The sequence below is a fragment of the Ferrimonas sediminicola genome (assembly GCF_005116715.1).
Taxonomy (GTDB): Bacteria; Pseudomonadota; Gammaproteobacteria; order Enterobacterales; family Shewanellaceae; genus Ferrimonas; species Ferrimonas sediminicola.
In genome coordinates, this window is the sequence record NZ_SWCI01000003.1 from 343,279 (window position 1) to 356,981 (window position 13,703).

The following is a 13,703-nucleotide window of genomic DNA, read 5'->3' on the forward strand; positions in this document are numbered from 1 at the left end:
GGGCTTCCTCAGTAGTGACGCAGACCGGCAAAGGCCTGGGCTATTTTGTCTTGGTCTTTCAGGCCGGGAGCGGATTCCAGGCCTGAGTTGAGATCCAGTCCCAGGAAGCCGGCGGCGGCCGCTTCCTGGACATTGTCCGGTGACAGGCCACCGGCCAGCATGGCACGGCGCCGTTCGTTACCCACCAGGGACCAGTCGAAGGGGGTGCCTGTGCCGCCAAACTGACCTGCCCTGGCGCTGTCGAACAGCAGCCGGTCGGCGTTGGTCACCCGGTTGCTGCCGTCGGGCTTGACCGCCTTCCAGACCTGGGCGCCACCCAGCAGCGGTCTTAGGGCGTCGATGTAGGTCTCGTCCTCAACACCGTGCAGCTGCACCGCGTGCAGCTTGAGGTCGTTGGCCAGCCTGGCCACGGTGTCCGCCGATTCGTTGACGAACACGCCGACGAAGCGCAGGTCGGCCGCCTGGCGCAGGTTGGCCGCCTGTTCCGGGGTGACGCAGCGGGGCGACTTGGCGGCGAAGATCAGTCCGCCGTAGAGGGCGCCGGCCTCGGCCACCGCCTTGACATCGGCTTCGCGGGTGAGGCCGCACACCTTGTTTTCCCCGAAGATCAGCTGGCGACAGGCCTGGTCAATATTGGTTTGGGCGGTCAGTTGGCTGCCCACCAGGAAGGCGTCGGCCAGGGGGGCCAGGCGGCGCACATCACTGTGGCTGGCGATGCCGGACTCGCTGATCACCACCCGGTCTTGGGGGATCTTCGGTGCCAGGCGCTCGGTGGTGGCCAAGTCCACGGAGAGATCCCGCAGGTCGCGGTTGTTGATGCCGATGATGCGGGCACCCAGACCGATGGCTCGCTCCAGCTCGGTTTCGTTGCTGACCTCGGTGAGGATATCCAGCGCCAGCGCCTCGGCCTCCTCGGCCAGGGCCAGGTACTGCTCATCATCCAGCACCGACAGCATCAGCAGGGCGGCGTCGGCGCCCATATGGCGGGCCAGACGCAGCTGCCGACGATCCACCACGAAATCCTTGCACAACACCGGAACGCCGACCGCGCTCCGCACCGCTTTCAGGTACTCGAAGTCCCCCTGGAAGAACTGCTCGTCGGTGAGCACTGAGATGGCGGCGGCGTACTTGTCGTAGGTGGTGGCGATGGCCACCGGATCGAACTTTGGACGGATCAGCCCCTTGGAGGGACTGGCCTTCTTGCACTCCAGGATGAAGCCGGTGTTGCCACCCTTAAGGGCGTCATACAGGGAACGGTCGCTGGGGGCGGCGCGACTGCGCAGCAGCTCGCCGTAACGCTGATCCAACCGGCGGATGTGTTGCGCCTTGGTGGCGACGATCTTGCCTAAGATGGTACTCACTTACACCGCCTCCCGTTGGCTGAGCTGGGCAAAGTCACGGATCAGTTGCAGCGGCTTGGCGGCGTCCATGGTGGCCAGGGCCAGTTCGGTGCCGGCCTTCATGCTGTCCACCTTGCCGGACAGGTAGAGGGCGGCGCCGGCGTTGACCGCCACCGCCGCCCGCTGGGCGTCGGTGCCACCGCCACCGAGCAGCTGCTCGGAAATGACGCGGTTCTCCTCGGGTTCGCCGCCACGGATGGCGGCCAGATCATACTGGCTGACCCCCAGGTCGGCGGGGCTGAAGCGTCGCTCCACCAGTTCGCCACCGAGGATCTCCAGCGCCCGGCTGTCGCCGTGGATGGCCAGCTCATCCAGGCCGCTGCCGTGAACCACCAAGGCGCGCTCCACACCCAGGGAGCGGAGCACCTCGGCGATGGGGCGGATCAGCTCCGGGGCGTAGACTCCCAGCAGCATCTGGTTGGGGCGGGCCGGGTTGATCAGCGGCCCCAGCACATTGAACAAGGTACGGGTTTTCATCACCTGACGCACCGGGGCGGCGTGGCGCATGCCGGCGTGGTAGTGGGGGGCAAACAGGAAGGTCACCCTTAGGCTCTCCAGGCATCGGGCTGAGTGAGCCGGGCACATGGTCAGGTTGACCCCGAACTGGCTGAGCAGATCCGAGGCGCCGGAGCGGGAGGAGACGCTGCGGCTGCCGTGCTTGGCCACCCGGGCGCCGGCGGCGGCAGCCACGAAGGTGGCGGTGGTGGAGATGTTGATGGTATTGGCGCCGTCGCCACCGGTGCCGACGATGTCGATCAGGTCACCTTGTGGGCGGGGGAAGGGGCGGGCCGCTTCGCGCAGCGCCTCGGCGGCGCCGGTGATCTCTTCGATGTGCTCGCCGCGCAGCTTGAGGGCGATCAGCACACAGGCCAGCTCCACTTCGCTGACTTCGCCGTGGACCACATAGCTGAACAGGGTCTTGGCCTGTTCCCGGGAGAGGGGCTGGCCCTCGAACAGCTGGGTCATCATCTTTTGTACTGGGGTCAGCATAGGGGCGAGTCCTCGGTCAGCAGGGTCAGGGTTCGGGTCAGCAGACCGCTGCCCTCCAGGGTCAATATGGATTCGGGGTGGAACTGGAAGCCCACCGCTCGGTGCTCGGGATGGACCACCGCCATGGGCATGGTGTTTACCTTGGCGGGCACATGCAGGCAGTCAGGGACCTCCTCGGCCACCAGGCTGTGATAACGGGCTACCGGCAGGGGGTTGGCCAGGCCGGCGAACAGTGGGCCGCCGTCATGGATCATTGGGCTGGCCTTGCCGTGGACCACCTCTCCGGCGAAGCCGACCCTGCCGCCATAGTGCTCCACCAGGGCCTGGTGGCCCAGGCAGATCCCCAGGATCGGCAGCTTGCCCGCCACCAGTTCGAGAAGCCGCATCATGCAGCCGGCCTCGGCGGGGGCGCCGGGGCCCGGGCTGAGCACCAGTATCGCGTCACCGTGCTGCTTCAGCAGTTTGTCAGCCAACTGCCGGGCATCGATGTCGTTGCGGTAAACGGTCACCGGGTGGCCCAGGCTGCGGAACTGGTCCACCAGGTTCCAGGTGAAGGAGTCGAAGTTGTCCAGCAGGATGATGGGGTTCACAGCTCACCTCCCATGGCGCGGATCACCGCCATCGCCTTGTTGCGGGTTTCGTCGGCTTCCGACTGGGGGTCGGAGTCATAGACCACCCCGGCACCGGCCTGGACGTGGGCGGTACCGTCATTGACCAGGGCGGAACGGATGACGATGCAGGTGTCCATGTCACCACGGCCGGTGAGGTAGCCCACGGCCCCGCCATAGCTGCCGCGGCGCTCCCCCTCCGCCCGGCGCAGCAGCTGGGCGGCGCGCACCTTGGGGGCGCCGGTGAGGGTGCCCATGTTCATGCAGGCCTGGTAGGCGTGCAGGGCGTCGAGGTCCTCACGCAACTGGCCGGTAACCCGGCTGACCAGATGCATCACGTGGCTGTATCTGTCCACCTTTAGCAATTCGGGGATGCGGCGGCTGCCGGGCTGGCTGATGCGGGCGATGTCGTTGCGGGCCAGGTCCACCAGCATCAGGTGCTCGGCGGTCTCCTTGGCATCCTGGCGCAGATCCAGCTCGATGCGGGCATCCAGATCATGGTCCAGGCTGCCATCGGCGCGCCGGCCCCGGCGCCGGGTGCCAGCGATGGGGTAGATCTCCACCTGATTGGAGTCGGCGCCATACTTGAGGGCACTCTCGGGGGAGGCGCCGAACAGGGTGAAGGTCTCATCCTGCATCACAAACATGTAGGGGCTGGGGTTGTCCCGGCGCAGCCGGCGATAGGCTTGAATGGGTGCCGGGCAGGGTAGGGAGAAGCGGCGGGCGGGTACCACCTGGAAGATGTCACCGGCTCGGATGTGCTCCTTTAGTTGTTCCACCCAGGCGCGATAGTGGGCATCGTCCTGGTTGACGGTCACCGCCACCGGGGCGGGGGCGGCGGGCTCATCGGCGCCGGTGAAACCGTCGATGCGCCGGGCCAGTTCGCTCAGGGACTGACTCAGGTGGTGCTGGCTCATCTCGGCGTTCTCGCCTCCGAACAGGGCGCCCACCAGACGGGCGGAGCGGCGCAGGTGATCCAGCACCAGGGTCTGCTCCGCCAGGTAGAACAGGTAGTCCGGGCAGTTGTTGGGCCCGTCGCTGACCTGCGGCAGGGGTTCCACTGTCGCCACCAGATCGAAGGCGAAGCTGCCTGCCAGCATCAGTGACTGGGCACAGGCGTCGTCGTGGTCGATGGCCGTCAGGATGCCTCGCAACACCGACAGCGGTGACAGGGCCTTGAGGCGGCTGTCCTCGTCCAGGGCCCGGGACTGCTCTGGCACCGTCAGCGTCAGCTGGCGGTTGCCGGCAGTCGGGGCAAAGCCTGCCAGGGCATCGGCCAGGTGGGGCAGCAGGCTCTCCCCGTTGGCACTGAGGGCGCGGCATACCACGGTGGCGCCTCGGCACTCGATGCGCAGGGCGGCGGCCAGCATCAGCAGGCTCTGGGTGCCGGTCTTGGTGGCCACCTCGGCGGATTCCAGCAGCATGGTGTTGGCCACGCCATCGGCCAGGTACTGGAACAGCTCCGCCGGCTGATGCTGGTATTTGCAACTCAGGGTCAGGGTGTGACTCTGGCCCGGTTTGAGGGATGCGATCACTTAAGGCTCCTTCCTGCGGCTTCCACAAAGGGCTTCAAAGAGGACATTAGATCATCAAATTGTTGAGGATCCAGATTTTGGTGTCCATCGGAGAGGGCCTCGGCCGGATTGGTGTGGGTCTCGACGATGATGCCGTCGGCGCCCACCGCCGCCGCGGCCCGGGTCAGGGGGATCACCAGTTCCCGGATGCCGGTGCCGTGGCTGGGGTCCACCAGTACCGGCAGATGGGTTTTGCGCTTTAGGTAGGCGACGGCGTTGAGATCCAGGGTGTTGCGGGTGGCGGTCTCATAGGTGCGGATTCCCCGTTCACACAGGATCACCTTGGGGTTGCCGGCATTGACGATGTACTCGGCGGCCAGCAGCAGCTCCTCGATGGTGGCGCACATCCCCCGCTTCAACAGCACCGGGATATCCAGTTTGCCCACCGCCTCCAACAGGCGGAAGTTCTGCATGTTGCGGGCGCCGATCTGCAGGCAATCGACATAGCGGGCCATCAGTTCGGCGTCGCTGGCATCCACCACCTCGGAGACGGTGGGCAGGCCGCTGCGCTCGCTGGTGGTCTTGAGGATCTTCAGCCCCTCCTCGCCCAGGCCCTGGAAGCTGTAGGGACTGGTTCGTGGCTTGAAGGCGCCGCCGCGGATGGCGGCCACCGGGTGGGCGGTCAGGTAGTCGGCGATGCGGTCCAGCTGCGCCTGGCTCTCTACCGCACAGGGTCCGGCGATCACGGTAAAGCCGTCGCCGCCCACGGCATGGCGGCCAATCTTGACCCGGGTGTCGATGGGATAGAGTTCTCGGCTTACCAGCTTGTAGGCGGAGAGAATCGGCTTGACCTCATCCACCAGGGGGTGACTCTCCAGGTGTAAAGATTGCAGTACGCGCTCGTCCCCCAGGGCGCCGAGGACGGTGCGCTCCACTCCAGGCATGTACAGGGGCTTGAGGCCCTTGGCTTCGATCTGGCGCAGCAGCTGCTGGGCCTCTTCTTTGCTGGCGTGTGGCTTGAGGATGATGATCATGGCGTAAGTTTCCGTAAAATAGGCATAAAAAAACCCGCTTTGGTTACAAAGCGGGTTCTCGTTGTCTGGTTTCTGTTCTCTGTTACTCAGGCACAGGCCAGCGCACTTTCCGCTTGTCTGGGATGTACCACCACCAATGAATGTTGTGCAGAGTTGCCTGAGTCACTGTAGAGAGTCCGTAATTGTTGGTTTACGCAAAAGGTTTACAGCGACAGTAACCTGAGGGGGCTAGGCTGTCAACCCCGGATTGGTGCCCGGCGCGTTGGCGGGCCTCTGGGAGCCGGATCAGCACAGATTGGCCCCCAACAGAGGGGCAAAGTGAAGTACAATATAGCTATCGTATTGTCTGTACAGACTGTTTTATGGATTTTCTGCAGTAGACCTGTAGAGTCACCCAAGAGAACACCCAACTGCCCATGAAGTTTGATTTTCATTCTCACACCACCGCCTCCGATGGCACCCTGACTCCATCCGAACTGGTGGGCAGGGCCCTTAACCAGCAGGTGGATGTGCTGGCCATTACCGACCACGATACCACTGCCGGTCTGGCGGAAGCTCGGGAGGCGGCCAAGGGCAGGGGACTGACTCTGATCAACGGGGTGGAGATCTCCACCAAGTGGCACAGCTTTGACATCCATATTGTGGGGTTGGGGTTCGACGCGAACAACACCGAGCTGCAGGCACTGCTGGACCAGCAGCGGCGACGCCGTGACCTGAGGGCCAGGGAGATGGGTAACCGCCTGGCCAGGAAGGGGATCCCCGGGGTCTGGGAGGAGGCGGTGCGCAAGGCCAACGGCGCCACCGTCGGCCGGGGTCATTTCTCCCGGGTACTGCTGGAGCGGGGACTGGTGACCACCCAGCAGCAGGCGTTTGATAAATACCTGGGCCGGGGCAAGCCCGGCTATGTGCCCAATGACTGGTGTGACATCGCCACGGCGGTCTCAACCATTCAGGGGGCCGGTGGGCTGGCGGTGCTGGCTCACCCCGGCCGCTACCAGCTCTCCAACAAGTGGTTGCGCAGACTGCTGACCCTGTTCAGTGAAGTCGGCGGTGATGCCATGGAGGTGGTGCTGTGTCAGCAGCCTCAGAACGAACGCAGTTTCCTGGGTCAGTTATGCCGGGAACATCGACTGCTGGCTTCGGTCGGCAGTGACTTTCATCAGCCGGGCCGCTGGGTAGAGCTGGGCCGGCATCTGCAGTTGCCGGATCTGCCCGGCGTCTGGCAGAAGCTATGCCAAGGGCAGTAAACAGTTATTGCTGTTGGTATTGGATTTGGAGGATCAATGAGCCAGTTTTTCTATGTACATCCCGAGACGCCACAGACGCGCCTCATCAGTCAGGCCGTCGCCATCGTCCGCAGTGGCGGCGTGGTGGTCTATCCCACCGATTCCGGCTACGCCATTGGCTGCGCCCTGGGCAACAAGAAGGCCCTGGACCAGATCTGCCGCATCCGCCAGATCGACAGCGACCATAACTTCACCCTGATGTGCCGGGACCTGTCCGAGCTGTCCCTGTACGCCAAGGTGGACAACCTGGCGTTCCGCCTGCTGCGCAACAACACTCCGGGACCCTACACCTTCATCTTCAAAGGGACCAAGGAGGTGCCGCGACGACTGCTGAATGAAAAGCGCAAGACCATCGGCATCCGCATTCCCGACAACGCCATCGCCCTGGCGCTGCTGGAGGCCCTTGGAGAGCCGATGATGTCAAGCACCCTGATCCTGCCAGGCAACGAGTTTGCCGAGTCGGACCCGGAAGCGGTGCGTGACCGCCTGGAGCACCAGGTGGATCTGATCATCCACGGCGGCTACCTGAGCGAAAGCCCGACCACGGTGGTGGATTGCTGTGACGATGATGTTCAGGTGGTGCGGGAGGGGGCGGGAGACCCCACACCCTTTTTATAGTATGGTTAGCTTTTTACCCTTGAACGCCTATAATAGCGCCGCCTGATATGAGCCAAGCTCCACTGACTGTCCAGCCGCCTCTGCCTCTGGCGGTGATCCGTGGCAAACCCCTGGTGGAGCTGCCGGCGGATCTCTATATCCCTCCGGATGCCCTGGAGGTGATTCTAGAGGCGTTCGAGGGGCCGCTGGATCTGCTGCTCTATTTTATCCGACGCCACAAGCTGGATATTGTCGACCTGCCGGTGTTCGAGATCACCCGCCAATATATGGAGTACATTGCCCTGATGGACCAGCTGCAGATGGAGCTGGCCGGCGAGTACCTGGTGATGGCGGCGACCCTGGCGGAGATCAAGTCGCGGATGCTGCTGCCCAAGCCGGAGACGGAGGAGGGTGAAGAGGAGGATCCGCGCATGGTGCTGATCCGTCAGCTGCAGGCTTACGAGGTGATCAAGAGTGCCGCCGAGCAGATGGACAGCCTGCCGAGACTGGAGCGGGACACCTGGGTGGCCGAAGCCGGCCGGGCCGCCAATCTGGTGCCGCGGGTGGTGCCGCCCCAGGTGGATCTGGAGGAGTTGCTGGAGGCCCTCAAGGGGGTGCTCGCCAAGGCGGAGCTGTTTGAGCAGCACCAGGTGGCGAGGGAGGCCCTCTCCACCCGGGAGCGGATGAGCCTGGTGATGAGCCTGCTTAGTGCCGAGCGTTTTACCCCCTTCGTCAGCCTGTTTGAACCCGCAGAGGGGCGGGCGGGGGTGGTGGTCACCTTCCTGGCGATCCTGGAGTTGTCCAAGGAGAGTCTGGTTGAGATACAGCAGGTTGAGCCGATGAGTCAGATCCATGTGAGGGCCAGGGCATGAGCCGCATCAATGATGCCCAACTGAAACAGCTGATCGAGGCGGCCCTGTTTGTGGCCGATGCGCCGCAAAGCGCCAAGGCGTTGCGTCAGGGGGTGCTGGCGGCGTTTCAGGTGACCCTGGGACGGGTCAACGAGGTGCTGGATGAGTTGGAGGCGGACTACGCTGGTCGTGGCATCAACCTGGTTCGGGTGGCTGGCGGCTACCGGTTTCAGAGCAACGCCGATCTGAGTGATCATCTTTCTGCCCTGTGGCAGGAGCGGGCGCCACGCTATTCGCGGGCGTTGTTGGAGACCCTGGCACTGATCGCCTATCGTCAGCCGATCACCCGGGGACAGATTGAGAAGATACGAGGGGTGGCGGTGAGTTCCAATATCATCCGCACCCTAATGGAGAGAGACTGGGTAAAAGTGGTAGGTCATAAGGAGGTGCCGGGACGGCCCGCCCTCTATGCCACCACGGATGCATTTTTGCACTATTTTTGCCTGGGGAGTCTGAGTGACCTGCCGCCACTGAGCGACGAGGGGGCCATCGAGGCCCTGCTCAGCGGTGCGGCCACGGCAGACCCCGTACATTAAAGAAGAGAATTCATGAGCGAAAAGCTACAGAAGGTGTTGGCCCGTGCCGGCCACGGCTCCCGTCGTGAGATGGAAGCCGTGATCGAGGCTGGACGGGTGAGTGTGAACGGCAGCGTCGCCAAGCTGGGTGACCGCATCGAAACCGGTGTAGACCTGCAGGTGCGCATCGACGGTCACCTGGTGTCGATCCAGACAGAGGACGACGTGATCTGCCGGGTGCTGGCCTACTACAAGCCTGAGGGGGAGCTGTGCACTCGCACCGATCCCCAGGGGCGGCCCACGGTGTTTGACCGCCTGCCGAAGGTGAAGGGTAGCCGCTGGGTGGCGGTGGGTCGGCTGGACATCAATACCTCGGGGCTGCTTCTGTTCACCACCGACGGTGAATTGGCGAATCGGCTGATGCACCCCTCCCGTGAGGTGGAACGTGAATACGCCGTGCGGGTGTTCGGAGAGGTCTCCGAAGAGAATCTGCAGGCGCTGCGCAACGGTGTGGAGCTGGACGATGGCCCGGCCAGCTTCAAGCGACTGATTGCCGCCGGTGGCGAAGGCCTGAACCACTGGTACCATGCGGTACTGAGCGAAGGCCGCAATCGCGAAGTGCGTCGTCTGTGGGAGAGCCAGGGGCTGCAGGTGTCCCGGCTGATGCGGGTTCGCTACGGCGACATCACCCTGCCCAAGGGGCTTCCCCGTGGTGGTTGGACTGAGCTGCCATTGGAGCAGGTGAACTACCTGAGAGCCCTGGTAGAGCTGGAGCCGGAGAGTCGCTCGCTGATGGATAAGGATAAGCGCTCCGCCCGCCGACAGGCTAAGATCAAGACCGGTAAGATCCGTCGGGCGGTCAACAAGCATAGCCGTACCCGGGGACCCAAGCGCTAGGCGCCGGAGCTCTCCCCTAGCAAAAACCAGCCGTCGGGCTGGTTTTTTTGTGTCTGCATCGACGCAGAGACGGGTGCCGGTCCTAGATGATCAGCTGACTCTCCATGAGTAATCGGCGGTAGTCGGCGGCGGCCAGTGGCCGACTGAACAGGAAACCTTGCCCCTGGTAGCAGCCACACTCCAGCAGCCGCATCACCTGGGTTTCGGTCTCCACCCCTTCGGCGATCAGTTGCAGTTGCAGTGAGCGCGCGAGCTCGCCAATGGTGTTGATGATCTTCCTGTCCTTGGCGTCGGTCTCGATGGCATCGATAAAGGTCTTGTCCAACTTAATCTTGTTGATCGGCAGATCCTTGAGCAGGGCGAAGGAGGAGTAGCCGGTGCCGAAATCATCGATGGCGATGTTTACCCCCAGCTCCTGCAGTCCCTGGAGGGTGGCGGCGGCCTCTGCCGGATTCCTGATCAGTGAGTTCTCGGTGATCTCCAGCTCAAGCCGGCCGGCCTTGATGGTGTGCCGTCCCAGGCAGTCGCGAACCAGCCCCAGCAGGTCGCCCTTCTCCAACTGGGCCGAGGAGATGTTGATCGCCAGCCTGGTGTCCAGTCCTTCACGGTGCCACTGGGCCAGCTGGCGGCAGCCCCGCTCGAGCACATAGCGGTCCAGATCCAGGATCAGGCTGCTTTCTTCCGCCACTGGAATGAACTCCACCGGTGGGATGCGCCCTTTGACCGGGTGGTACCAGCGCACCAGTGCCTCGGTGCCGACGATGTCGCCGCTGACCAGGGAGTTCTGAGGCTGGAACTCCAGGTGCAGTCCCCCCTGGCTCAGGGCCTTGCGCAGCTCATTTTCCAGATCCAGCTTGCTATAGAACAGGTGAGATTCACTCTCGTCAAAGAACTTGTAGCCACTGCCGCCGTTGCCTTTGGCCAGGTACATGGAGATGTCGGCGTTCTTCAGCAGGGTTTCGGCGTCGACGCCATCACTGGGGTAGAGGCAGATGCCGATGCTCAGGCCGATGTAGAAGTTTTTGTCCTTGAGGGTGAAGGGTTCCTTGAAGGACTCGATGGCCCGCTGGGCAACCAGTTCCACCTGATCCTTGTTGTCATACTGATCCAGCAGGATGGCGAACTCGTCTCCCCCGGCCCGGGCAACGAAGTCGCGGCTGCGCAGGGTTCGTCGCAACCGGCTGGCGGCCAGCTTCAGCAGGTGGTCTCCCGAGTCGTGACCGAGGCTGTCGTTGACGGTCTTGAATTTGTCCAGGTCGATAAACAGCAGCGCCATACGGTGGCTCTGACCACTGCTGATGATCTGCCGCAGTCGCTGCTGGAAGGAGGCGCGGTTGGGCAGCCCGGTGAGTTGATCGTAGTAGGCCTGGTGGGTGATCTTCTTCTCTGCTGCCACCTGGGTGGTGACATCCAGCATGGAGCCGAAAATGGCGATCTCCCCCTTGTATTCGGTGGTGACGCAGTAGAACTCCAGGTGTTTGGTCTGGCCCGACTTGGCAAAGCAGCGGATGCGGCTGTGCAGGTGGGGCCCCAGACTGGTGCTTTCCACCATCTCTCCGGGCGAGTTGAGCCACTCCCGGATCCGCAGGAAGTCCTGATAGTGAACCAGCTCCGAGAGATCCTTGAGTGCCAGCAGTTCGTCGACGTCGTAGCCGATCATGTCGGCGGCCCTGGGATTCACATAGGTAAAGCGGCCATGGACCAGGATGAAAATCCCGGTGAGCGAGCGTTCGGAAAGCTCACGGAACTGAAGCTCTGAATCCTGCAGGGCCCGGGTCTTCTGGGCTACCAGCTGTTCCAGCTGGTATTTGGCGTTGCCCTGCTGCCAGGTCCACAGGCCGATGAGGGTGGAGGTGATCAGGCCGCACACCAGGATGAACAGGAAGGAGAGCGGGTGGCTGACCGGCTCGAGGCTCTTCGCCTTTAACTGGCACTGCAAGCCGTTGACCAGGAAGGCGCGGCTCTGCCCCAGTTCCACCGGGTTGCCGGTGTTGTTGTAGAGGTGCTTGGGGATCAGATTGCCGCAGTAGAGGCTGTAGTTGATGCTGTCGCCCGCCAGCAGGTCCAGTCCATCCAGCAATTTGCTGTCGCCAAAGCGCATGACGGCGCTGATAAATCCCCACAATCGGTCGCCGTCGGCGGGAGTGATGCTTTCCTGCTGTGTTTGGCCGACGAAGATCGGCTGGCTGAGCACCAGACCGGTGCCGCCGGCGTAGAGGGGGTAGGGCCCTCCCATGATCGCCCGCCTCAGACGGCTCGCTTCGCGGATGGAGGGGGCACCGCTGATGTCCTGGCCCAGGCCGGGGTGGGACTGGTCCGGGTAGACTGCCCAGATGCGTCCTGCGGGAGCCAGATCCAGGCTGACCACCGACGGGTTGTTTTGCAGTATCAGGTTGGCGATGAGATGGAAATGCTGCTTCAGTGCCGGCGAAGAGGCGTCATGGCTGTGCTGAATGGAGGCGGCGGCGAGGTAGATGGCGGAGTGGATCTTGGCAACCTCGGTGACCATCCGCTCCTCGGCACTGCTGAGGAAGTCGTACACCTTGGCCCGGTGCTTGTCCGCTTCATAGTCGTCGATGATCTGGGTGGTGGCCAGGGTCAGGCCGAGGGTGAAGAGGAACATCACCGCTGCCATCAACAGGCTGTAGCGTCGAAATTTCAAGAGTTGTCCGGAGGAGGTCGCACCATCCGGCTTTGCAGTTTGGAAAACCGGCAAGGTCCATCTCATGGGGTTGACTGGTCTCTGTGTGTGCCTAGATAGACAATGCGTCCAGCACTCGGCTCAACATAAGCTGAGAAAAAAGAAAAATATCATTGCATTAGGACAAATGCACCTGAGAGTGCATTCAGACAGGAGCGGGGGTGGCGATTCTGTGATCTCGGTGGGGAAATGCGGTTCACCCGGTGGGAGAACCGCACATCTTTCTTGGTGCCGGCTACTTTTTCGGTTGGGCGTCCAGGCTCTGGCCATTGACCTCCAGGCTGTCATCGCCCATCAGGTAGAGGTAGACAGGCATGATCTCCTTGGGCGTTTTCAGGGACTGGGGGTTTTCGGCGGGGTAGGCCAGGGCCCGCATCTTGGTGCGGGTGGCGCCGGGGTTGATGCAGTTGACTCGGATGCCGCTGCCGTCCAGCTCATCGGCCAGCACCTGCATCATCCCTTCGGTGGCAAACTTGGAGATCGCGTAGGGGCCCCAGAAGGCGCGGCCTTTACGCCCAACACCGGAGGAGGTGAAGACGACGGAGGCGCGCTCCTGCTTCTTCAGCAGGGCAAGCAGCGCCTTGGTCATCATGAACTGGGCGGTAACGTTAACCTTCACCACCTCCTCAAACATCTCCAGGGGCACCTGGTCCAGGGGGGTGAGGCTGCCCAGTTGGCCGGCGTTGTGCAGCACGCCATCCAGTCGGCCGAACTGCCCCTCGATGGTGTCGGTCATATCCCGGTAGTGTTGCTCGGTGGCTCCCTGCATATCCAGAGGGATGATGGCGGCTTGTGGGGCGCCCAGGGCCTCGATTTCATCGTAAACCGCTTCCAGTTTTTTAACACTGCGGCCGAGCAGAATCACCGTGGCGCCATGGCAGGCATAGCTGATGGCCGCCTGGCGGCCGATGCCATCACCGGCGCCGGTGACCAGAATCACCTTGTCTTTGAGAAGATCTTTTTTGGGGCTGTATTCCAACATCCTTTCACGCCTTCCTTATGTTGCAGTGCGCTTCTTTCGGGAGTTTGCGGCGGTCAAAAACGGTCGTTTAAAACAAGCGCTTGCATTCTCGACACCGCGAAATGGGGTGCTGGTTGCAAAAATGTAGCTAACATATGGTTTTTGCGTTACTTTGGAACGGAGTCGCAATGGGCATAGAGAGCGGCATTTCCACCAGAAACGCGCCTATTGTGACGAATTTCACTACGGAAAACAAAACTAATACTGGCGGCTCTTTCCGCAACGGAGC

General features: G+C 62.8%; 12 protein-coding genes. 5 read left to right on the top strand and 7 right to left on the bottom strand.

The window, feature by feature from the left end:
* Window positions 1-8: 8 nt before the first annotated feature.
* The 5 genes from trpCF to FCL40_RS07470 are packed head-to-tail and all read right to left on the bottom strand — an operon-like array spanning window position 9 to window position 5,546.
* Entirely contained in the window at window positions 9-1,361 is a 1,353-nt protein-coding gene (gene trpCF, locus FCL40_RS07450) for a bifunctional indole-3-glycerol-phosphate synthase TrpC/phosphoribosylanthranilate isomerase TrpF (protein WP_136852525.1), read from the bottom strand.
* Window positions 1,362-2,390, bottom strand: coding sequence for an anthranilate phosphoribosyltransferase (trpD, locus tag FCL40_RS07455; protein WP_136852526.1), 1,029 nt, complete (start codon window positions 2,388-2,390; stop codon window positions 1,362-1,364).
* On the bottom strand, window positions 2,384-2,980 hold the full coding sequence (locus tag FCL40_RS07460; RefSeq protein WP_136852527.1) for an aminodeoxychorismate/anthranilate synthase component II: 597 nt from the start codon (window positions 2,978-2,980) through the stop codon (window positions 2,384-2,386). Before FCL40_RS07460 ends, trpD begins: the two co-directional genes overlap by 7 nt.
* A complete protein-coding gene (locus FCL40_RS07465) occupies window positions 2,977-4,533 on the bottom strand; it encodes an anthranilate synthase component 1 (protein ID WP_169307035.1) in 1,557 nt (518 codons plus the stop codon). The genes FCL40_RS07460 and FCL40_RS07465 overlap by 4 nt, the downstream gene beginning before the upstream one ends.
* The gene (locus tag FCL40_RS07470) at window positions 4,530-5,546 is read right to left on the bottom strand and encodes a bifunctional 3-deoxy-7-phosphoheptulonate synthase/chorismate mutase (protein ID WP_136852528.1); all 1,017 of its coding nucleotides are present in this window, start codon (window positions 5,544-5,546) and stop codon (window positions 4,530-4,532) included. The genes FCL40_RS07465 and FCL40_RS07470 overlap by 4 nt, the downstream gene beginning before the upstream one ends.
* A gap of 416 nt (window positions 5,547-5,962) precedes the next feature.
* On the opposite strand from FCL40_RS07470, the gene rnm reads away from it, so the two are divergent.
* From rnm to rluB, 5 genes are read left to right on the top strand one after another with little or no spacing between them, the layout of a single operon-like run.
* On the top strand, window positions 5,963-6,793 hold the full coding sequence (rnm, locus tag FCL40_RS07475; RefSeq protein WP_136852529.1) for an RNase RNM: 831 nt from the start codon (window positions 5,963-5,965) through the stop codon (window positions 6,791-6,793).
* Between the two features lie 36 nt (window positions 6,794-6,829).
* On the top strand, window positions 6,830-7,450 hold the full coding sequence (locus FCL40_RS07480) for an L-threonylcarbamoyladenylate synthase (RefSeq protein WP_136852530.1): 621 nt from the start codon (window positions 6,830-6,832) through the stop codon (window positions 7,448-7,450).
* Window positions 7,451-7,497: 47 nt separating this feature from the next.
* A complete protein-coding gene (locus FCL40_RS07485) occupies window positions 7,498-8,301 on the top strand; it encodes a segregation and condensation protein A (protein WP_136852531.1) in 804 nt (267 codons plus the stop codon).
* The gene (gene scpB / locus FCL40_RS07490) at window positions 8,298-8,876 is read left to right on the top strand and encodes an SMC-Scp complex subunit ScpB (protein ID WP_136852532.1); all 579 of its coding nucleotides are present in this window, start codon (window positions 8,298-8,300) and stop codon (window positions 8,874-8,876) included. The genes FCL40_RS07485 and scpB overlap by 4 nt, the downstream gene beginning before the upstream one ends.
* Window positions 8,877-8,888: 12 nt before the next feature.
* The gene (gene rluB, locus FCL40_RS07495; RefSeq protein ID WP_136852533.1) at window positions 8,889-9,752 is read left to right on the top strand and encodes a 23S rRNA pseudouridine(2605) synthase RluB; all 864 of its coding nucleotides are present in this window, start codon (window positions 8,889-8,891) and stop codon (window positions 9,750-9,752) included.
* A gap of 82 nt (window positions 9,753-9,834) precedes the next feature.
* Here rluB and FCL40_RS07500 read toward each other — a convergent pair whose 3' ends face one another.
* Both FCL40_RS07500 and FCL40_RS07505 read right to left on the bottom strand, forming a co-directional pair.
* Entirely contained in the window at window positions 9,835-12,414 is a 2,580-nt protein-coding gene (locus FCL40_RS07500) for a bifunctional diguanylate cyclase/phosphodiesterase (protein ID WP_169307036.1), read from the bottom strand.
* Between the two features lie 274 nt (window positions 12,415-12,688).
* Window positions 12,689-13,435, bottom strand: coding sequence for a YciK family oxidoreductase (locus FCL40_RS07505; RefSeq protein ID WP_136852535.1), 747 nt, complete (start codon window positions 13,433-13,435; stop codon window positions 12,689-12,691).
* Between the last annotated feature and the right edge of the window lie 268 nt (window positions 13,436-13,703).